Raw genomic sequence first — 19237 nt, forward strand, 5'->3', positions numbered from 1 at the left:
GCCGTCATGTTGGGCGGCGGATAATAGATGTCGCCGCCGTCACGTGGATTCTGGTCCTCGAGCGCGCGGATCTCGTTGGGGCTCCACACACCCCATTGCAGACCCTTCACATAGGCCTCCCAGCGGGCCCGGATGTCGCCCTTGACGAGGGCTGCGCGGTTGAAACGGGCATAGAGCAGATCATCCGCGCCGATCAGGTCGCGGTCGATCGCCTCCTCCCACATGGTCAGGTGATCCTCGAGCGTATAGGCCACGAAGCCGATCGACTGCTGCTCGATGCCGGTGCCCCAGCTGGTGGACTTCTCGGTATCGCCGATCATGTGCGGCGGCACCCCGAAGAACATGGCGATGTCGGTGCGGCTGAACTTTCTGCTCTCGATCCATTGCGCATCCTCGGCGGTCATCGCGATGCGGGCGTAATCCATACCTTCCTCAAGGATGAGGTGCTTGCCTTCCTGGTCACCGCCGGCTCGGAATGCCTCGAGCCCGGCCTTGAGATTGGCCACCGCCTCGGGTCCGAGCTTCTGCGGGTGCCTGAGCACGCCCGAGACCCGGGCGCCATTGCGGAAGGTGGTGGCGCCATGATCCTCCATTGCCAGCGCCAGCCCGATGGTCTCGCGGGCATAGGCGATGGGTGAGACCCCTCGCACCCCATCCAGTGTCAGCCCGACCAGATGCAGCACCTCGTCCTGCGCCAGCCGCAGACGCCTTCCATCGGGGCGGGTATAGAGAAAGCTCAGCGCCAGGTCCTTGTCCTGCACCACCTCGACCCGATCCGGATGCAGCGGGATCAGCGCCTGCACCGAACCGCGGGAGCGGACGATCATGGCATAGGCATTGCCGCGCAAGAGCAGATGCGCCTGCAGCATCCGGCGGAACTGCGATGGCGTTTGCCAGCGATTGGGCCTTCGCCGCAGCAGCTGCCAGATCGGGGCATCCGAGGCATCCTCGCGGGTCCGGGCATCGACCCGGCGCTTGATATGCAAGGGCAGCGTTGCCACCGCGCCGGAAATGATCCGCACGCAGGCATAGACTGCCGCCACCCGCATGGCGCTGTCCGGCGTCACCGCCATGCCGGAGCCGCTGACCGCCCCGGCCCTCAGCGCTGCGTCCAGCTCGCCAGCGGAGGTGATGACCAGCCCGCCACCCGCCTCCTGGACGGACGCGCGCGGTGATGGGGCGTGCGGAGGCGAGGCCGCAGGCGGGGCGCCTGCAAACCAGCGGGACCAGAAGGACATGGGCATTCTTTCCGTAAGACGGGTAGCCTACAGCACCAGGATGCTGCGGCTGTCATAGACCGAGCGGCCGGCATTGACGTCGCGCAGGAGCGCCCGGCCGAGGGCGTTGCAGATCGCGACAATGCCGTCGATGCGGTCCGAGGAGCGTTCCTTGTCCGGCTTGATATTGCCGGCCGGATCATGGCGCACGGCGACATTCGAGGCATTCCAGCGCAGCACCGGATGGCCGCCATGCCAAAGCATGCGCGAGACCGAGAGCCGCTCCAGTTCCGCCGTCGGTGCCGCCATGCTCAAAAAGCCCTGCCCAAATTGCACGAGGTTCAGCCCCTCATCCTGTAGATGCTGGACGATCTCACCGGCGAAGGTGCGGTCGTAAGAGAGCTCGCGCAGATCGTAGCGCCCCGCGAGTGCGATGATCTCCGCCTCGATGAAGCCAAAATCGGTGGCATTGCCGGGGGTGGCCACAAGGAAGCCCTGGTTGCGCCAGGTATCGTAGGGCACCCGGTCGCGCTTGCCGCGGCGCAGGATGTCCTCCTCCGGCACCCAGAAACGGGGCAGCACGATCCATTTCTCGGCGAGAACGCCGAGCGCAGGATCCAGCGTCGGCGGAAACAGCAGCACGAATGCCGAGAGATCGTTGACCCGGGCCAGGTCCAGCCCGCCATAGCACTCCCGGCCCAACAGCTTTTGTTCCAGATCATCCAGCCCGACGCGGATATCTCGCCAATCAGCCCCGTCACCCGGCCCGCCCTCGGCCCAGACGCCCATGTCGAGCCAGCGGGTGACCTGTTCGGTCCATTCATTCAGCCGCAGCCGCCGGATGGCGTTCTGCTGCGCCGGCATCTCGCGAGCCTCGTCGATCTGGCGCTTCAGGTCGTCCGGCTTCACCGTCACGCCAAGACTCGGATTGGCCTTCACCCAGACCGCAGGATCAGTCCAGTCATCGCCCGCGTCGATGGTGGCGATATAGGCAAACCAGCTATCGGCCGTCTCATGCGGCACAGACCCTTCCAGCGCCTTGACCGAGAACTCGTGATGCTGGCGACAGACCGAATGGCGGTCATGGCCGGCGGTGGTGATCTCGACGATCAGCGGCTGGCGCCGGGCACCGGTGGCGGTGTTGAGCTTCTGGATGATCTCCGGTCCGGGATGTTCATGCACCTCGTCCACGGCGGCCAGATGCACGTTGAGCCCGTCCATCTTGCTGGCATCGGCCGAGAGCGGCCGGAACCACGACGCGGTGGGCAGCACCGCGAGGTTGTTCACGGTGCGCGTCACCCGCGCTGCCAGCGCCGGGCTGGAAGCGACCATGCGCTCGGCCTCGCCGAACACGATGCGCGCCTGATCGCGAGTGGTGGCCGCGGCATAGACATGCGCGCCGGCCTCGCCATCGGCGATCAGCGCGTAGAGCGCGATGCCTGCGAGCAGCGCGGATTTGCCATTCTTGCGCGCCACCTCGACGTAAGCTGTGCGGAACCGCCTGAGTCCATCGGCGCGTTTCCAGCCAAAGACGGATCCGACCGCGAAGGCCTGCCACGGCTGCAGCACAAAGGGCTGGCCGGCCCATTCCCCGGTCGAGTGCCGCAGGTGGCCGAAAAACTCGATCGCGTGCAGCGCGGCGGCGCGGTCCCAGGAGAGGCCACGGGTCTTGCCGGTCTTCAGGTCCTCCAGATGCCGTGCGCAGGCCAGCTTCACCAGCCGGCCCGCGGTGATCTTGCCGCCGGTGACTGCCTTTGCATAGGCGGTGACCGGGCATGCCGGTGCCTTTCGCCCCGCACCGGATTTACGCGCTGCTGCCACGGTTCAGATAATCCTCGAACGGGTCGCGGGTGTCAGTCGGTTCAGCCATGCGCACCCGGGTGCGACTAGATGGCGTCATCCCGAACTCACTCTCGATCTGGCCCATCTGCGCGAGGCATTTATTGGCCACGGCCAGGAACGGGTTCTGGATGATATTGCCGCCCACGGTCTTCACCACCGGCCCGCGGCGCTTGACCTCGGCCTCCGCCTCGAGCCAGCGGCGCCAGATCACCACGTAACGGGCCAGCGCGCCGACATCGAGTTCGGTCATCACCCCATGCCGGGCCAGCAGCTCGGCCATCTCGGTGAACTTCGCCGCCGCTCGCTCATCAAGGTGGTCGGGCGGCGGCGGCGTTGTCACCACCGGCTTCGGCTCGTCGGGGTTCATCCGATGCGGCCGGGCTGTGCCCTTGACCAGTTTGAGCTGCGTCGGCAGCGGCTTGCGACCCGCCATGACCCTTGTCCTTTCCGGCTGTTCTCCTCCCGCAATGCTGATGAATCGGGCTTATCCCCGAGAGTCGGACTCGTGCTCACCGCCACCGACCCGCATAGCCTCGAACACCCGCCGCAAGGCGAAGGAACGCACTATCGATACGATGGTAAAAATCCCGCCCATCGCCATGTTCTGCGTCAGCGTGACGTGCAGCCCGAAGAACGGGAAGATCAGGATCTGCGTGGCGACGGCAACGCCATATCCGACGATGACATTGGCGATGGACTCGACCAGCGACATGAGGCGTGATTGTTTCATGCTGCCTTGCTCCGGCGGCGCTTGCGGGGGGCGGCGTCACCCTTAGCGTCGTCATCCGCTTTCTCGGCCCCGGCATCATCGCCCAACCGCTCCGCCTTCACCTCGGCAAACGTCCGGCCGTCTCTGTCGAGGATCGCATCCTTGCCAGTTTCCACCTGCCAGCGCTCGACGGCGACATCGACATAGGCCGGGCTGATTTCCATGGCATTGACGCGCCTTCCATTTGCTTCGCCCGCCATGATCTGCGAGCCGGAGCCGCAGAACGGCTCGTAGCAGAGGCCGCCACGGGCGACATGCTGGCGCATCGGGATCCCGAAGGCGTCGAGCGGCTTCGGCGTCGGGTGGTCGGGCCGGTCATCCTTGGCGAAGCTCGGCATCTCCCAGGTCGAGGGCAGCGTCTGCTCGGCGACCTTCGGCGGGCGGTTCGGGCGGCGCCAGCCCATGAAGCAGGGCTCGTGCTTCCAGAGGTAATGCGATCGGGTCAGCACCCCACGGTCCTTCACCCAGATGATCTGCTGATGCACGAAGGCGCCGGCCTTCTCCCAGCACTCCTCGAGCATCGCCTGACGGCGCGAGGCGTGCCAGCAATACCAAGCCGCATCCTCGGTGATCGCCTCCGCCACCGCGGCGGCGATGAAGCCGTCGTAGAGTTCTGCGCCTTGGCTGCTGTCATCCCAGGTCGTGCCGTAGGACTGGCTCCAGTCCTTGTTGCGGGTTGGGTGGTTCGAGCCATCGTAATCGACCAGATAGGGCGGATCGGTCGCAAACAGCACGGCCCGCTCGCCGTTCATCAGCCGGCGCACATCGTCGTGGGATGTGCTGTCACCGCAGAGCAGCCGGTGGGTGCCGAGGATCCACAGATCGCCGGTACACGAGGCCGGGCGACGCGGAGGCTCGGGGATAATGACGGGTGGCGTCGACGTCTCGTCCTCCGCTTCCGCGCCGGCCAGCAGTCGGTCCAGTTCGCCGTCCTCAAAGCCCATGATCCCGAGATCGAAACCAGCCTCCTTCAGATCGCTCAGTTCCAGCGCCAGCAGCGCCTCGTCCCAGCCCGCATTCAGCGCGATGCGGTTGTCGGCCAGCACCAGCGCCCGGTGCTGGCTGTCGCTGAGGCCGGTCAGGGTGATCGTCGGCACGGTCTCCATCCCCAGCAGCCGCGCCGCCAGCACCCGCCCGTGACCGGCGATCAGCGTGCCGTCCTCGGCGATCAGCACCGGGTTCACGAAGCCGAACTCGCGGATCGAGCCGGCGATCTCGGCCACCTGCGCCTCGGAGTGAGTACGGGCATTCCGCGCGTAGGGCACCAGGCTGTCGAGGGGCCGATAGGCGACGGCGAGTTCACGATCGAGCATGGAATAGTTCCTTCGGATCGGGGGCTACCCCCCCCTTCGCCATTTTGGCCATGGATGCAGAAAGCTTGGCGCCTGGTCCTGGCGTCGAACGTTCCAGAGATCTGACCTCCCCCGGGGTGGCTTGGGGCTCGGTTCAGCGGCGCGGATTGCCGAAGCCGCCGTCCTCGCGCGCGGTCTTGCGGCTGTGGCAGCTTGCGCAGAGCGCCTGCCAACCGTCCGGGTCCCAGAACCGACCCGTATCGCCGCGATGGGGGATGATGTGATCGACGGTATTGGCCGCGCTCACCAACCCCTGTCGCTGGCATTCCTGGCAGAGCGGGTGGCGGGCGAGGAACATCCGCCGCGCGTGCTGCCAGCGAGCGGATTTGTAGAGCGCCCGGATGGCGGGGTCGCGTTTGCGGTCGGCGTCGCGATCGGCCTCACGCTTGTCACGCGTCCCCACCGGGCGATGGATGGGCGGGCGCACAGGCATGGGATGCCCTCGCAAGTCGGATGAAACGGGGAGGAAACGACCGGTGGCGCTCCGAGGCGCTCTTCTCCCGATCATATCCTGTTTATAGCACCGGCATGTTGCAGATGTCGAAGGAAAAAGTGTTGCAACACATTGGAGTCACTGCGCATTCAGGCGCGCGGCGATCTTGGTCAGCGCCAGCTGCCAGCGCCGCCACGCGGTCGTGCGGTCGCACCCCAGCTCGCCGCTGATCTGCTTCCACGGCACGCGGGCCGCGCGCGACCAGACCAATTTGCGCTCCGCCTCCTCGATCCAGAGCACCCAGTCGAAGGTCTGCTCAAGCCGGGTGATCGCGGCGGCCGAGGGCCAGACGCGCATCGGCTGCGGTTCCATCGCCGCAATCTCGCGCTGACTGCGCAGGGCCTGTGGCCAGGCGCTGAAATAACCCTGCACCTTGACCGGCGGCAGCTTGCGCAGGGTGCGGAACGCCTCGGCGAATTGGTCGGCAACATCGTCCGCGGTCCAGTCCCGATCAGCCATGGCCACGCCCTCCCTCGCCGGCGCGGGGGCCGTAGAGCTTGCGACCCAGTTGCGCGATCATCTCGCGCTCGGGCCAGGTCAGCCGCGGGTCGTCCACGCTGACCGCCAGCAGACCCATCTCCTGCCAGCCATCACGCTTGACCTCATCGGGGCTGCGCCGCGTGCCGCCGTAGCCGGGGGGCGTGTAACGCATCGTCGTCAGTTTCATTCGGGCCATCGTCATCTCCTGTCGTTCTGGCCGCAGTGGTCGGGGGAGGCAGAGACGAAAGAGAACGGCGGACCGCGGGCACGGACGTCACGGATGGGGGGCTCGGCCCCGAGGCCGGCCCTCCCATACGTAGTATGGGGGGTCCCGTTGTTCGTCCTCAAAAGCAAGTAAGTCTCTGTAGTAAAACGGGAAAAGAGGACGAACAGAGGTCGAACAAGAGGACGAACATGTTCGTCCTCGTCCTGCCATAATACATTGATTTTGCAGGATTGAGGACGAACAACGGGGGAGGACGAACATGTTTGTCCTGAGGTCGAACAAGAAATCCGGCAGGACGAACAACCGCGGTCGAGGACGATTTCACGCATGGTCGTCCTCCGGATCGGGCCAGTTGCAGGGGTCATCCAGCTCCATGCAGAGGCCGTTGGCGGGCGACTTGTAGTGGCTGGCAACGACCGGTTTGCCGGTCGACAGCACCTCGCCGGACTCCGGATCGACCTGCGCCTCGCTGCCGAACACCATATCGCCCTCGTCGAGATCGACGACCAGTGCCTGCATCTGGACGACATGCTCGGCGCGGGCTTCGCCACGCTGCGCCACCGTGCCGGGGATGACATAGATGGCTCGGCCGATGGGCGCGGCAGCCTCGGCACAGCCCGCGATGGTCGCGGCCGCACCCCCATCGGCCGGCAACCAGCGCAGATCACTCGGCGAGGGCGGCGTCACGCCCTTATCGGGCAGGCCGCGCAAGGGGATCAGCCCGTCGCACCAGGAGAAGACGACATCGAGAAACAGCGCGATCTGCGCCGGATCGACCGCCGGCACGCTCATTGTAGCCGCCCTTCGCCGGGCTCCAGATCGGCGGGCTGGATATAGACCGCGAAGAGGTCCTCGCCATCCTCATGCTGGCCGGCTGCTTCGAAGAAGTAATACCGATCTGGCATCACCAGCTCGGTCAGCTCCCAGCGGCGATAATAGCCGGGAAGGCGCTTCAGGAGATCAGGCGGCGGAATGGGCGGCAGTGTCATCGATCGGGCTCGTGAACAGGGGCTTCACCTGTTTAAAAGCCAATCCCGAAGGCCGATCGGGACATTGAAGTCGCGATCAAATATGATATCTATAAATAAAATTGATATCGAGCGAGCTTCATCATGGCCCAGATCGTCGTACGCCAGATCCCGGAAGAGGTGCATCGCGCGCTGAAGGCGCAGGCCGCCGCGCATGGTCGCAGCGCCGAGGCCGAGTTGCGCGAGATCATTGCCCGCGCGGTGCTGCCGCAGTCGCGCCCGCGCGCGGGTGATCTGATGCGCAGTATCTGGTCCGGCGCCGAGACGGACGACCTTTCGGTCGAACGCGACCGGACGCCCGCGAAGCCGGCCGGTTTCGAATGATCATCCTCGACACCAATGTCGTCTCGGAGACGATGAAGCCGGCGCCAGAGCCGCGGGTGATCGACTGGCTCAACCGGCAAGAGCTGACCACCCTGCACCTGACCACCATCAGCCTGGCCGAGTTGCGGTTCGGCATTGCATGCCTGGACGCTGGGCGGCGTCGGGACGATCTTGACGCGCGGCTCGAGCAGATGCTGGCCGAGGTATTTCCGGCACGTATCCTGTCGTTCGACGAGGCCGCTGCCAGTGCCTTCGGAGTATTGATGGCAACGGCGCGCCGGCAGGGACAGGCCGTGAGTTTTGCCGATGGCGCGATTGCTGCCATTGCCGCGGCACAGGGCTATCCCGTCGCCAGCCGCGACACCGCGCCCTTCGCCGCCATGGGCGTGGAGGTGGTGGATCCGTGGCACGAGGCGGCTCAAGGCCGGTAATGGCCTCGCAGGCGCGCAGCGGCGCGTTGATAACGTTTCCGCGCCGCCCCATCGGACAGGCCGAGCACCATACCCATTTCGATCTGGCTGGCACCGTCCACCGCGACGCCAAGGACCAGATCGGCATCTGACCCGATTACCGCCGACAGATCAGCACGCAATTCCGCCCGCATCCGGGCCCGATCCGCCCATGACGGCGGCGCGGCAATCCAGTCGGGTTCTACCTCCGCGCAAGATTGCTGGCGGTCGATCTCGCGTCGATGGGCGCGCAACAGATCGCGTTCGGTGTTCATCAGCACGGTGGCGGCGATATTGGTGACTCGACCGAGATCAAGGGTCCGGATGATTTCCGTGCTGCGGGCCAGGAGGTCGGAGCTGATCTCGTCAGCAGTGCCGACACGACGACGCAGGCAGCGGTTGCGGATCGCATCGAGCCCCGGCCACAGGGAAAGCAGCATGACGTGCAGGGCCAATCCCGCGGGACGATCGCGGCCTTGTGACCTGCGCACGAGGGCGGCGAGAATGGCGTTTCGCTCGTCGAAAGCGAGATGCCCATGATGCAGGGCGCCGAGCAGTCCGACGATGTCAGCGTAAGGCCGAAGCGACGGTTCGGCCGACCGGACGGCACGATAATCGCGTTGAGATTGCAGGGTCGACGACGAACGGGCGAGATCCTCGCGGATCGCGAACCAGGAGAAAGACACGGGACGCCAGCCTTCCGGCCGGGCGTCCAGCGCCTCTCTCGGGCCTCAGGGCGTCATGCGCCTCTGATGATCGGGAAATCGGGTGGAACGGCGCGGCTTAGCGCGCCGCACCAGTGGCTTGGTTCAGGGTGCCGCAGCGGCGGCAGGTCGCCGTCGCCGGGAAGCTGACGAGGTATTCGTGACCGCGCGCGAAGCTCACATGCATCAGCCCGTCACGGTGGATGCCAAGCAGTGCGCCGCAGCGGCAGCAACGCCAGTCATTTCCGGACCTGCGGGGCGTACGGTCCAGGGTGCGGCGCACTGCCGGGAGGTGGGAGATTTGGTTCGGCATTTGGAATGCTCCTTCGTTGATGGAGCACCTCAAATGAAGCAGAGAATCGGAGTTAGTCAGACCCCCCGAACGGAGTTGGAACGGAGTTGGCGGTCAGGTCGCGATTTCCCACAAGCCGCGTTTGGGCGAGCGCAGGAAGTCGGCCTTCAGCTTGCTCCACAAGGACTGACCAAAGATGTTGCCGAGTGATTGGTTGCCAATGCCAGCAACCATGTCGTCTGTTTTCATGGGTGTCGGATACGCCTGCACCAGACGATCGATGACCATCACACGCTGGGCACCGACGATATCGATAGTGCCTTTTCCGGGGACACTCAGCACACCGGCGCCGTTGCCCGACTTGTGAAACTCCACGGCAGCGCCACCTTGGGCCAGAGATCGGTTCCGACGAAACGCCGATATGAGGCTCGTCATGTCTACGGCAATTTCGGTTGCCTCCAGCAGGATATGGTCGGCAAGTCTCGCGAGCACATTTGCTGCCACGCAGGAGCCGGCGGCGTCCCCCGCCTGCAGGACGAGCCCGATCCCCTGCTTGTCCCGCGCGCGAAGCTCGGTATCGATGGCGGCGCGGACCCGCTCGTCCTCGAGTCTGCGGGCGAGATAGAGCGGCACGTCACTTCCGTCGATTTCGAGATCGCCGAGCGCGATGAGGTCGGGCCGGATGTTCTCCATCGCTGCGATGTCCAGCGCCTTGCCAAGCTGCTCGCGCAGGTGGCTGGCGACCCAACCGTCTCGGATCCGATAGACACGGTAGCGCTCCGGCAGCGCGGCCGACGATGACTGGCCATCGGTCGAGTATAGCTCGAGTCCCTCAGGACGCTCCACGACCTTTGCCACATGTTCCGCAAAATCGTCTTCATCGTCGATCAGGTCGTCACCCTCCCAACCTGAGGGGACCAGGAACCCGAGATCGAGCAGGGTTTTGACGTCTACCCCCCGCTCGTGAAGCCAGGCACCGTTTATGCGGTCAGACCCCAGGTTCCACAAAGCCAGCAACGCAGGCAGCACCGCCATGCTCTCTCTGGGCGTCGGTGCGCGACCATCACGCAATATGCCCCAGTGGCGGAGCAAGCGGTGACCGAGGACGCGCTCGAACGGATCATGCAGGCTCAGCAGGCTCGTAGTGTTTCGATCCGTCAGGGTGAAGTCCAGCGTACGCTCGCCGTCCACGCCCCCCCGCCGGTACTGAACAGCGATTTCCACGAACCGGATCGCGAGAGCATTGCGAAATATCCTCTCAAGTCCCGGCTGATCGCTGATCAGCTGGCCGATGTCCTCATCCAGGGACGTCGAGACCGACAGCCTGTTGGCGAGATTTCCGATACTGATGTCCACGCGGATCACGCGAGCTCGCAGGATGCTGACATCGTCAAATTCGGGCAGTTCAAGATCGAAGCCGTGGAAGAACCGTGCGATGTCATAGGCTTGAAAATCGATGGGCTGGCTCGATAGCTCCTGCTCGAGAATTTTGGTGATGAAGCTCTCGGCGGCATCGTGGCGGAGACGTCGTGTTCCCGCCCGCACATGTACCCGTCCCGTCGCGGGCGAATGCACGATCATGATCTCGCCGGGCGGGCGGAAATATGTCGTCGTGCGCTGCCCGTCGTCGTGGAGTTCTCGAAAGCTGGCGGGCCGCTCGGGGTGGATCACCAGGTACATGACCTCGGTTGGTTCTTCGCCTTCTGCAGGAATTTCAAACCGGTCGACTTCATAGCCATCGCCCCGATCGAGTCTGGTGCGCAGATCGTCCAGCATCCCTTTCAAAGCAGAAGCTTCGACATCCGTTGAGACGCCTTCATCCGGCTCGACCATGAACGTTTGATAATGGCGGTCGTAACGGCGGTAGAGTCGCAAATGCAGGGTGTTCTCGGCGGCCTCGAACAGCATCGGCTCGTTCAGATACGCCCAGAAACTGCGTGCCAGCGAGTCTCGTTGGATATCAAATTCGTGCTTCCGTTCGGGTGCCAATTTCGTGCGGACCAAACCGTCGAGCGCGAATTCGCCGCGATCTGAAGAAACAGTGAAGATTCGCGCGGCTTCGGTTTCAAGAGAGGACAAATTGTCCTTCTGCTGTTCGCGCAACATGGCTGCCGCAGGCACATCTCCATCGGCGCCATCGGGTTCGAAATGGTAATCTGCCAACCATGTCAGCTTGTCGAAGACACGCATTCGCAGGAATGCGGCAATCATCGAGGGCTCGGCATCGTCGAACAGCCGCGACAGGTTGGGACAGGATTTGGCCGGCGCACGAACCACGTGTACCTCCGTGATCAAGGTTTCGTGAAGGCTAACCTCACATGGCCCCCCGACGCAAAGAATCTTCGATCGCTGTCCCGATTTGCTTCCTGAACCGGCTTTTCATCGTCGAGAACCCTGCGAGTTACTGATGATGAAACGTCCCAACCCTCTGTCACCCTTCCTGATGACTGCCGCCGAGCGCCGCGCCGAACTGTGCGGCCTGCTGGCGCTCGGGCTGGTCCGGCCGCGGATGCGGGATAGGGGCGAAGTATCTGACGATACCGAAGAAAGTTGCCTACACTATCCGGCAGACGAATGCCGTCATGCAACTCCAACGCACCGGAGAAACGCATGACGACCCACGATCCCATCCCCGCGCGCCTGGCCGCGCTGAAGACCACGCCGACGCCCGAGTTGAAGGCGCAATGGCGGGACCTGTTCGACCGCGAGCCGCCGCCCTTCAACCGGCGCTACCCTCGAATCCCGACTGGCCTATCGCATTCAGGAACTCGCCTATGGCGGGTTGAAACCGGAAACCATCCGGCGGCTGGAGCGGCTGGGCGAGGAACTGGACGGCGGCGACCGATTGAGGCGCAGCATCCGCGCCGACCGTGATCGCCCCATCACCGGCACGCGGCTGCTTCGCGAATGGCAGGGCGTCGAGCATGTCGTCACTGTCACTGCGGACGGGTTCGAGTGGCAGGGGCGGCCCTACAAGTCGCTCTCCGCCATCGCCCGCGCCATCACCGGCACACGTTGGAACGGCTGGGTGTTTATTGGCCTAAAAAATCACCGGAGGCGGACATGATGGACAACGCTTATCAGGCTGGCCCCATATCCCCTCGAGTGGGAGGAACTCCCCACGCGGCGCGATTGCCGTATCTCGGTCTACATGACGAATGTCGATCCGGAAGACGAGCGAGACTGGCCCCGCCAGCATCAGTGGCTGACCTCCAAGATCAACGATTTCAACAGGGTTTTCCTTGCTCGTGTGCGGGATCTGGACGCCGAAGACTGGAAGCAAGATGGCGTGGTGGACGTCTCGGCCGGACCATCTCAGGCTGACGGTTGAGGAGTGCGAACCGCTGACAGAGTTCGATTTGTGTTCCTTCTGGGGTGCGACCCTGAAATCCAAGTGTTCAGCACGCCACCCCAAAAGGTCTAATAATTACATTCGCTTAGAAAAAAATCACCAAATCGACGCAGGCAACAGGTCCGGAGAATATCGACCCCGAGAGACCACTTCCGGGCCTCCTGGCACCGGTGCCAGTTGCTCAGCCTCATCCCGCATAACCCTCGAAAACAACGGAAAAATCCGGCCGCAGCAGGATCGGGAGACACGCTTTCGCTGAGGGCAGGTGGCGGAAGCGGTGGGATTCGAACCCACGGTGGAGTCTGCCCCCACGTCTGGTTTTCAAGACCGGAGCATTAAACCGCTCGGCCACTCCTCCGACCCGGGTTGGTTAGCCTGTGCTTGGCGATAGGGCAAGGGGCGATAGGGTGGGGCGAAGCGGGGGCTTCGCGCCTCGGGTTCATTCGGCGGCGGTGCTCATCGGGTTGTTGGGATGGGTCGTCCAGTTCTGGTAGCCGCCGATCACGCGGCCGGTGCGGGGGTCGGTGTCGCCGGGGGGCAGTTCGCGCATGGTGATGCAGTCGTCCACCGGGCAGACATCGACGCAGAGATTGCAGGCCACGCATTCCTCGTCATCGACGGTGAAGGTGCGGCTTTGGCCCATGTTGATCGCCTGATGCGAGGTGTCCTCGCAGGCGGCATAGCAGCGCCCGCATTTGATGCACAGGTCCTGATTGATCTGGGCCTTGGTGGTGTAGTTCAGGTTCAGATATTGCCAGTCGGTGACATTCGGCACGGCGCGGCCGATCAGGTCGGACATCTGCATGTCGTGGCTGTCCAGATAGTCGCGCAGGCCGGTGATCATTTCCTGAACGACCTTGAAGCCATAGGTCATTGCCGCCGTGCAGACCTGCACCGTGCCCGCGCCAAGCGCCATGAATTCGGCGGCATCGCGCCATGTGGTCACGCCGCCGATGCCGGAAATCGGCAGGCCGCGCGTTTCCGCGCTGCGGGCGATTTCGGCGACCATGTTCAGGGCGATCGGCTTGACCGCCGGGCCGCAATAGCCGCCGTGGCTGCCCTTGCCGTCGATGGTGGGCTGCGGCGCGAACAGGTCCAGATCGACCGAGGTGATCGAGTTGATGGTGTTGATCAGGCTGACCGCATCGGCGCCGCCGCGCATCGCGGCCTCGGCCGGTTTGCGGACATCGGTGATGTTCGGGGTCAGTTTCACGATGCAGGGCATGCGCGAATGGGTTTTCACCCAACGCGTGACCATTTCGATATATTCCGGCACTTGCCCCACGGCCGAGCCCATGCCGCGTTCGGCCATGCCGTGGGGGCAGCCAAAGTTCAGTTCGACCCCGTCGGCGCCGGTGTCCTCGATCTGTTTCAGGATGGCTTTCCACGATTCCTCGTCGCAGGGGACCATCAGCGAAATGATCAGCGCGCGGTCGGGGTAGTCGCGTCTGACCGATTTGATTTCGCGCAGGTTCACCTCCAGCGGGCGGTCGGTGATCAATTCGATATTGTTGATGCCCAGAACGCGGCGGTCGGCGCCGTAGACCACGCCGTAGCGCGGGCCGTTGACGTTGACGACCGGCGGGCCTTCGCTGCCAAGCGCCTTCCACACGACCCCGCCCCAACCGGCCTCGAAGGCGCGGCGGACGTTGATTTCCTTGTCCGTGGGGGGCGCCGAGGCCAGCCAGAACGGGTTCGGCGATTTGATCCTGATGAAGTTCGAGCGCAGGTCAGCCATATCAAGCCCCCATCAGTTGCGCGTGGATGTCTTCGGCCGCATCGCGGCCTTCGGCGACGGCGGTGACGGTCAGGTCGTCGCCCCCTGCGGCACAGTCGCCACCCGCCCAGATCCCGGGCAGGGATGTGCGGCCGGGGCCGGTCACCGCGATCTTGCCACCCTCCAGCGCCAGCCCTTCGGGGGCGCCGGACAGGCGTTGGCCGATGGCGCGGAAAAGCTGGTCGGCGGGCAGGCGAAAGCGTTCGCCGGTATCCTCGATCCCGCCGGGGCCGTCGGTGGTATGGGCGAATTCGACCTCGCGGACGGTGCCATTGCCGTGGATGGCCACGGGGATGGCGTTGCAGATGATGCGCACGCCCGAACTGGTCGCGTGATCCTGTTCATGGCGCGAGGCGCCCATGCGCTCCTGTCCGCGCCGATAGACGATGGTGACATTCTGCGCGCCCAGCAGCCGGGCCTGAACGGCGGCATCGACCGCCGTCATGCCGCCGCCGATCACCACGACATCGCGGCCGATGGGCAGGCTGGCCAGATCATCGGCCTGACGCAGATCGCGGATGAAATCGACGGCATCCAGCACATTGCCGCGCTGTTCGCCCGGCGCGTTCAGCGCATTCACGCCCTGCAGGCCCAGCCCCAGAAAGACGGCGTCATAATCCCTGCGCAACTGGTCCAGCGACAGGTCGCGGCCAAGCGCGCGGCCGGTTTCCAGCGTGATGCCGCCGATGGCCATGACCCAATCCACCTCGCGTTCGGCGAAATGGCCGGGGGCCTTGTAGCTGGCGATTCCGTATTCGTTCAGCCCGCCCGGCTTGGTGCGGGCGTCGAACAGGGTCACGTCATGGCCCTTGGCGGCAAGGCGATGGGCGGCGGCAAGGCCGGCGGGGCCTGCGCCGATGACGGCGATGCGCCTGCCCGTGGGGGTGCCGCGCCGGAACGGGTGTTCGCCCTGATCCATCAGCCCGTCGGTCGCATAACGCTGCAGGGCGCCGATCTGCACGGGCTTGCCTTCGGCGGTTTCGCGGACGCAGGCGCCTTCGCACAGGTTTTCCGTCGGGCAGACCCGGGCGCAGATCCCGCCCAGGATATTCTGGTGAAAGATCGTCATCGCCGCCGCATCGGCCGTCCCGGTCGAGATCTGGCGGATGAACAGCGGAATGTCAATCGAGGTCGGACAGGCCGTCACGCAGGGCGCGTCATAGCAGAAATAACAGCGGTCTGCGGCGACCCGCGCCTCGTGATCGTCAAGCGGCGGCGCGACATCGGAAAAGTTGCGCGCGTAGATTTCGGCGGTCAGACGGCCGGGTGCCACGCCGGGCGTCAGCTGGCTGTTGGGCATCGGACAGACCCCTGTGCTTGCTGATATCTTCGGGAATCAGGCTGGCACAGGTCTGAATTTTTATCAAATGGTAAAATTTGGACCTTGGTTCTTTGCGGGAATTTCGGGCAACCTTCAGGCGGGCAGGGCGATTTCTGCCCGCAACCCGCCCAGATCGGAACGGTCCAGCACCAGTTTCCCGCCATGCAGCGCCGCCAGATCGGCGACGATGGCCAGCCCAAGACCCGAACCCGCAGGGCCGGTTTCGTCCAGCCCGCTGCCACGCGCCAGCGCCAGCGCGTGATCCTTGTCCGACATGCCGGGGCCGTCGTCCTCGATCACGACACGCAGCTCTGCCACGCCTGCCGCCTGCACCGGGCTGGCGCTGATGCGGATGCGGCTGCGCGCCCATTTCGCGGCGTTCTCGGTCAGGTTGCCGATGATTTCCTCAAGATCCTGACGGTCGCCGGCAAAGGCCAGATCGGGCGGGAGGATGTCGGTCCGGACCGTGATCCCGGCATCGTCCAGCGGGCGGCGCAGGACCAGCAGGATGTCATCGACAACCGGGCCGATTTCGGTGCGCTGGCCCAGCAGGCGCGGCGCGGCAGAGCTGCGCGCGCGGCGCAGGTGCCAGCCGATCTGACGGTCCATGCGCGCGATCAGCGCCTGTCCGGGGTGATCGGCGGGCAGGCCGTTCGACAGGGCGGCCAGCGGGGTTTTCAGCGAATGGGCCAGGTTGCCGACATGTTCGCGCGCGCGCGCCAGAACGCTGCGGTTCTGGTCCAGCAACCCGTTGATCTCGACCGCGATGGGGCGCAGTTCGGCGACCGGGGGCAGGGGCAGGGTTTCGGATTTGCCCGCGCGGATGCGGCGCAGGTCGCGGCCAAGCCGGTCCAGACTGCGCAGCCCCGCCGTGACCTGAATGACAGAGGCCAGCGCCAGCCCGATCCCCAGCATCAGCAATGATATGGCCAGCGGCTTGCGCACCAGCGCCAGACTGCCTTCGATATCGGCCCGGGGGATGGTGACGGTGACGGCCATGCGGCTGTCGCTGTCGGGCAGGGTAAAGCTGCTGCGGGTCAGGCGCAGGGCTTGACCCGCGGGGCCTGCGATAGTGGCGCCGCTGCTGTCGCCTGCAGGCACGCTCAGCACATTGTCGAAAAGCGAAGCCGATTTGGCCATCACCCGGCCATCCTCTTCCAGCTGCCAATACCAGCCGGTCAGCGGCATGGAAAAACGCTGGTCGGCAGGCGGCGTCCCCGCCACCAGCCGCCCGTCATCCGCCACCTGCGCGCCCGCGATCAGCGCCTCGGACACGCTGGCGGCCTCGGCATCGAAACGGCCGGTGATGAATTCCTGAAGGATCGCCGAAATCAGCAGATAGCCGGCGACCAGCGCCGCCCCGATCAGCAGCGCCGACAGCGCCAGCAGGCGCAGCCGGATGGAATCGCCGCGAAACCGGCGCCGGTCATCGGGTTTCGGGTCGTGGGCGTGCGGGTCGCGTGTCGGGTCGTTCATGCGCGGGTTCGCAGGACATAGCCTTCGCCGCGCCGCGTCTCGATCAGGCCCTCGCCGATCTTGCGGCGCAGGCGGCCGATGACGACCTCGATGGATTTGAAATCGCGGTCGGCGGCGGCGTCGTAAAGGTGATCGGACAGTTCGGTGCGGCTGACGACGCGATTCTGGTGATGGATCAGATAGGTCAGGATGCGCGCCTCGAATGCGGTCAGCTTCAGGGCCATGCCGTTCAGGGTGATGATGCCAAGCTGGCTGTCCAGCCGCAGCGGCCCGGCCTCGATCACCGCCTGCGCATGGCCTGCGGCACGGCGCACAAGGGTTTGCGCGCGGATCACGACCTCGTCCAGACGAAAGGGTTTGACCGCGTAATCATCGGCGCCCGCGCGAAAGCCCGCGACCTTGTCGGTCCAGTCGCCCCGCGCGGTCAGGATCAGCACGGGCATGGTGATCCCGGCCTGTCGCCAGCGCGTCAGAACCTCGATCCCCGGCAGGCCCGGCAGGCCAAGGTCCAGAACCGCCACGTCATAGGATCTGGTCGAACCCTGGAATTCGCCCTGTTCGCCATCCGCCGCGCTGTCGCAGGCAAAGCCGCTGGCCTGCATCGCCTCGACCAGTTGCGACGACAGCAGGGGGTCGTCTTCGACAATCAGGCATCTCATTCCGGGGCCCCGTTCCCGTGGCGGCTCCCGTGGCGGCGGGCCTCGGTCAGGCCGGTGCCGGCGATGTCCAGAAATTCGCCCGTCCGGGCATCCAGACGAAAGAGTAGAACGTCGCGGCGCGGGGTCAGCAGACGCAATTCGTGAATCAATTCGACACCTTTTTCACGTTCCCAAGGCCGGGGCGGGGCCAGCCTTGCGGCGATCAGCTTGCCATCGAAACGCTCCTCGACCAGATCGGCGGCGCGGCTGAGCGGCAGGACGTCAAAGCCGTCGAACCGCTCTTCCAGCGCGATATCATCGGGGTCGGGGGGATAGTGGTCACCATCCTCATCCGGCCATGCGATGCCCGCGGCCAGCCCAAGGATGGCGGCAAGCGTGCAAAGAATGGCAAGGGCGCGTTTCATGGGGTCAATATAGGGGCATGAATCCCAACGGAAACCAAATAGGCCATTGGCCTTTCATTGCCGCGTTCCGACCTATTGATGATCTGCAAGGGGCCACGATCTTTGCCCCGGACCATACAGGAAACACAGAGATGAGCAGATTTTTCAAAGGCACCGTTGCCGCATTTGCCCTGGGCGCCGTGATCGGCATGCCGCTGTCGTCGCTGGCACAGGACAGCGACGCCCCCGCGCAGGAAACCACCCGGCAGGCGCCCGCCGCCGATCTGCCGCCGCTGCTGCAATCGCTGAACCTCGGCGATCTGCGCATCAAGGATGAGCGTCGCGGCGGCAAGCGCATCAAGGGCGAAACCGCCGAAGGGCTGGAAATCCGCGCCTTTGTCGATGAGGCGGGCAATCTGCGCGGCATCTTTGCCGGTGACGATGACGATGACGATGACGCACAGGCCGCCCTGCCGCAGGCCGTCATCGACCAGATGATCCCCGAAGCCGTGCGCAGTCAGGAGATTCTGGGCCAGATCGCGACGGTTTCGGCGATCTTCAGCCATGATCGCGGCGTGATGGTCGCGGGCGCCGATGCGGATGGCGAAGACATCCGTGCGGTCTTTACCACGGATGGCACGCTGATGCGCTTTGGCCGTGGCGATGATGCGATGGGCCCCAAGGGCGGCTGGCATCACAAGGGCAAGGGCGATGACCGCCGCGAGGGGCGTGGCCGCCACGACGACGACCGGGGCGGAAAATTTCATCGCGACCGTCATGGTGACCGCCACGGCGATCACGCCGAACGTGGCCCGCGCGGCGCCGCCCTGAACGAGGAAAAGCTGCGCGAGGCCCTGGGGGCGGCGGGCTATACCGCGCTTGGCGACATGTCGCGCCAGGGGCCGCGCATGGTGGTCGAGGCGACCAATCCGCAAGGCGAATCCGTGGTTGTCGAGGTGAACCCCGGTGGCGAGGTCGTGCGCGAATCTGCCCGGTGATCGCGCGGACAAGCATCTGAATCCGCTGAACGACCGGCGTCAGGGGCAGAAAACAGGCAGGACGGTCGCAGGCGGCGGGATCGGGGCATGGCTTT

The 19237-nt window shown here is 65.0% G+C and carries 21 protein-coding genes and 1 pseudogene; 5 read left to right on the top strand and 17 right to left on the bottom strand.

What is annotated here, in order from left to right; all coding sequences use genetic code 11:
- From PE067_RS00290 to PE067_RS00335, 10 genes are all read right to left on the bottom strand, one after another.
- A partial coding sequence (locus PE067_RS00290; RefSeq protein ID WP_276187300.1) for a phage portal protein occupies positions 1–1238 on the bottom strand: 1238 nt, incomplete at its 3' end.
- 27 nt (positions 1239–1265) lie between these two features.
- Entirely contained in the window at positions 1266–3038 is a 1773-nt protein-coding gene (locus PE067_RS00295) for a terminase TerL endonuclease subunit (protein ID WP_276187301.1), read from the bottom strand.
- Positions 3022–3492, bottom strand: a complete 471-nt coding sequence (locus tag PE067_RS00300) for a phage terminase small subunit P27 family (protein ID WP_216033315.1) — start codon at positions 3490–3492, stop codon at positions 3022–3024. The genes PE067_RS00295 and PE067_RS00300 overlap by 17 nt, the downstream gene beginning before the upstream one ends.
- 51 nt (positions 3493–3543) lie before the next feature.
- Positions 3544–3789 (bottom strand): hypothetical protein, encoded by a 246-nt coding sequence (locus tag PE067_RS00305; RefSeq protein ID WP_062563245.1) that lies wholly within the window; start codon positions 3787–3789, stop codon positions 3544–3546.
- Entirely contained in the window at positions 3786–5141 is a 1356-nt protein-coding gene (locus PE067_RS00310; protein WP_276187302.1) for a ParB N-terminal domain-containing protein, read from the bottom strand. The genes PE067_RS00305 and PE067_RS00310 overlap by 4 nt, the downstream gene beginning before the upstream one ends.
- 133 nt (positions 5142–5274) lie before the next feature.
- Positions 5275–5613, bottom strand: a complete 339-nt coding sequence (locus PE067_RS00315) for an HNH endonuclease signature motif containing protein (RefSeq protein ID WP_276187303.1) — start codon at positions 5611–5613, stop codon at positions 5275–5277.
- A 138-nt stretch (positions 5614–5751) separates the two neighbouring features.
- Positions 5752–6132: a DUF6362 family protein gene (locus tag PE067_RS00320; RefSeq protein ID WP_276187304.1), complete on the bottom strand. Its 381-nt coding sequence runs from the start codon at positions 6130–6132 to the stop codon at positions 5752–5754.
- Positions 6125–6349 (bottom strand): hypothetical protein, encoded by a 225-nt coding sequence (locus PE067_RS00325; RefSeq protein ID WP_346429631.1) that lies wholly within the window; start codon positions 6347–6349, stop codon positions 6125–6127. The genes PE067_RS00320 and PE067_RS00325 overlap by 8 nt, the downstream gene beginning before the upstream one ends.
- 351 nt (positions 6350–6700) lie before the next feature.
- A complete protein-coding gene (locus PE067_RS00330; RefSeq protein ID WP_276187306.1) occupies positions 6701–7171 on the bottom strand; it encodes a hypothetical protein in 471 nt (156 codons plus the stop codon).
- Entirely contained in the window at positions 7168–7368 is a 201-nt protein-coding gene (locus tag PE067_RS00335) for a hypothetical protein (RefSeq protein ID WP_018000084.1), read from the bottom strand. The genes PE067_RS00330 and PE067_RS00335 overlap by 4 nt, the downstream gene beginning before the upstream one ends.
- 123 nt (positions 7369–7491) lie before the next feature.
- On the opposite strand from PE067_RS00335, the gene PE067_RS00340 reads away from it, so the two are divergent.
- A complete protein-coding gene (locus PE067_RS00340) occupies positions 7492–7731 on the top strand; it encodes an Arc family DNA-binding protein (RefSeq protein ID WP_011748361.1) in 240 nt (79 codons plus the stop codon).
- Positions 7728–8162: a type II toxin-antitoxin system VapC family toxin gene (locus tag PE067_RS00345; RefSeq protein ID WP_011748362.1), complete on the top strand. Its 435-nt coding sequence runs from the start codon at positions 7728–7730 to the stop codon at positions 8160–8162. Before PE067_RS00340 ends, PE067_RS00345 begins: the two co-directional genes overlap by 4 nt.
- On the opposite strand, the gene PE067_RS00350 is transcribed toward PE067_RS00345, so the two are convergent.
- Together PE067_RS00350 and PE067_RS00355 are read right to left on the bottom strand one after the other, a co-directional pair.
- A complete protein-coding gene (locus tag PE067_RS00350) occupies positions 8150–8866 on the bottom strand; it encodes a sigma-70 family RNA polymerase sigma factor (RefSeq protein ID WP_276187307.1) in 717 nt (238 codons plus the stop codon). The genes PE067_RS00345 and PE067_RS00350 overlap by 13 nt on opposite strands.
- A gap of 424 nt (positions 8867–9290) precedes the next feature.
- Entirely contained in the window at positions 9291–11453 is a 2163-nt protein-coding gene (locus PE067_RS00355) for a hypothetical protein (protein ID WP_276187308.1), read from the bottom strand.
- A gap of 333 nt (positions 11454–11786) precedes the next feature.
- Between PE067_RS00355 and PE067_RS00360 the strand changes: the two are divergent.
- Both PE067_RS00360 and PE067_RS00365 read left to right on the top strand, forming a co-directional pair.
- Positions 11787–12243 (top strand): annotated as a pseudogene (locus PE067_RS00360) (DUF2924 domain-containing protein).
- An 18-nt stretch (positions 12244–12261) separates the two neighbouring features.
- Entirely contained in the window at positions 12262–12507 is a 246-nt protein-coding gene (locus PE067_RS00365; RefSeq protein WP_276187355.1) for a DUF4268 domain-containing protein, read from the top strand.
- A gap of 460 nt (positions 12508–12967) precedes the next feature.
- Here PE067_RS00365 and preA read toward each other — a convergent pair whose 3' ends face one another.
- The 5 genes from preA to PE067_RS00390 form a co-directional block, all read right to left on the bottom strand.
- Positions 12968–14266 carry an NAD-dependent dihydropyrimidine dehydrogenase subunit PreA gene (gene preA, locus PE067_RS00370; protein WP_276187309.1) on the bottom strand — a complete coding sequence of 433 codons (1299 nt, stop codon included), beginning with the start codon at positions 14264–14266 and terminating at the stop codon, positions 12968–12970.
- Between the two features lies 1 nt (position 14267).
- Positions 14268–15605, bottom strand: coding sequence for an NAD(P)-dependent oxidoreductase (locus PE067_RS00375; protein WP_276187310.1), 1338 nt, complete (start codon positions 15603–15605; stop codon positions 14268–14270).
- A gap of 114 nt (positions 15606–15719) precedes the next feature.
- Positions 15720–17102 (bottom strand): ATP-binding protein, encoded by a 1383-nt coding sequence (locus PE067_RS00380; protein ID WP_276187311.1) that lies wholly within the window; start codon positions 17100–17102, stop codon positions 15720–15722.
- Positions 17099–17761: a response regulator transcription factor gene (locus tag PE067_RS00385; RefSeq protein ID WP_276187312.1), complete on the bottom strand. Its 663-nt coding sequence runs from the start codon at positions 17759–17761 to the stop codon at positions 17099–17101. The genes PE067_RS00380 and PE067_RS00385 overlap by 4 nt, the downstream gene beginning before the upstream one ends.
- The gene (locus tag PE067_RS00390) at positions 17758–18165 is read right to left on the bottom strand and encodes a hypothetical protein (RefSeq protein WP_276187313.1); all 408 of its coding nucleotides are present in this window, start codon (positions 18163–18165) and stop codon (positions 17758–17760) included. The genes PE067_RS00385 and PE067_RS00390 overlap by 4 nt, the downstream gene beginning before the upstream one ends.
- A 131-nt stretch (positions 18166–18296) precedes the next feature.
- Here PE067_RS00390 and PE067_RS00395 point away from each other — a divergent pair, with 131 nt between their 5' ends.
- On the top strand, positions 18297–19142 hold the full coding sequence (locus tag PE067_RS00395; RefSeq protein ID WP_276187314.1) for a hypothetical protein: 846 nt from the start codon (positions 18297–18299) through the stop codon (positions 19140–19142).
- The last annotated feature ends 95 nt before the right edge of the window (positions 19143–19237 follow it).

It is taken from the genome of Paracoccus sp. DMF-8 (assembly GCF_029309835.1).
GTDB lineage: Bacteria > Pseudomonadota > Alphaproteobacteria > Rhodobacterales > Rhodobacteraceae > Paracoccus.

Excerpts from the sequence above, each read along its gene's own strand:
- PE067_RS00315 (WP_276187303.1), bottom strand. The coding sequence starts at position 5,613 with ATGCCTGTGCGCCCGCCCATCCATCGCCCGGTGGGGACGCGTGACAAG.
- PE067_RS00390 (WP_276187313.1), bottom strand. The coding sequence starts at position 18,165 with ATGAAACGCGCCCTTGCCATTCTTTGCACGCTTGCCGCCATCCTTGGG.
- PE067_RS00320 (WP_276187304.1), bottom strand. The coding sequence starts at position 6,132 with ATGGCTGATCGGGACTGGACCGCGGACGATGTTGCCGACCAATTCGCC.
- PE067_RS00300 (WP_216033315.1), bottom strand. The coding sequence starts at position 3,492 with ATGGCGGGTCGCAAGCCGCTGCCGACGCAGCTCAAACTGGTCAAGGGC.
- PE067_RS00310 (WP_276187302.1), bottom strand. The coding sequence starts at position 5,141 with ATGCTCGATCGTGAACTCGCCGTCGCCTATCGGCCCCTCGACAGCCTG.
- PE067_RS00395 (WP_276187314.1), top strand. The coding sequence starts at position 18,297 with ATGAGCAGATTTTTCAAAGGCACCGTTGCCGCATTTGCCCTGGGCGCC.
- PE067_RS00380 (WP_276187311.1), bottom strand. The coding sequence starts at position 17,102 with ATGAACGACCCGACACGCGACCCGCACGCCCACGACCCGAAACCCGAT.
- PE067_RS00340 (WP_011748361.1), top strand. The coding sequence starts at position 7,492 with ATGGCCCAGATCGTCGTACGCCAGATCCCGGAAGAGGTGCATCGCGCG.
- preA (WP_276187309.1), bottom strand. The coding sequence starts at position 14,266 with ATGGCTGACCTGCGCTCGAACTTCATCAGGATCAAATCGCCGAACCCG.
- PE067_RS00330 (WP_276187306.1), bottom strand. The coding sequence starts at position 7,171 with ATGAGCGTGCCGGCGGTCGATCCGGCGCAGATCGCGCTGTTTCTCGAT.
- PE067_RS00305 (WP_062563245.1), bottom strand. The coding sequence starts at position 3,789 with ATGAAACAATCACGCCTCATGTCGCTGGTCGAGTCCATCGCCAATGTC.
- PE067_RS00385 (WP_276187312.1), bottom strand. The coding sequence starts at position 17,761 with ATGAGATGCCTGATTGTCGAAGACGACCCCCTGCTGTCGTCGCAACTG.
- PE067_RS00325 (WP_346429631.1), bottom strand. The coding sequence starts at position 6,349 with ATGGCCCGAATGAAACTGACGACGATGCGTTACACGCCCCCCGGCTAC.
- PE067_RS00345 (WP_011748362.1), top strand. The coding sequence starts at position 7,728 with ATGATCATCCTCGACACCAATGTCGTCTCGGAGACGATGAAGCCGGCG.
- PE067_RS00375 (WP_276187310.1), bottom strand. The coding sequence starts at position 15,605 with ATGCCCAACAGCCAGCTGACGCCCGGCGTGGCACCCGGCCGTCTGACC.
- PE067_RS00335 (WP_018000084.1), bottom strand. The coding sequence starts at position 7,368 with ATGACACTGCCGCCCATTCCGCCGCCTGATCTCCTGAAGCGCCTTCCC.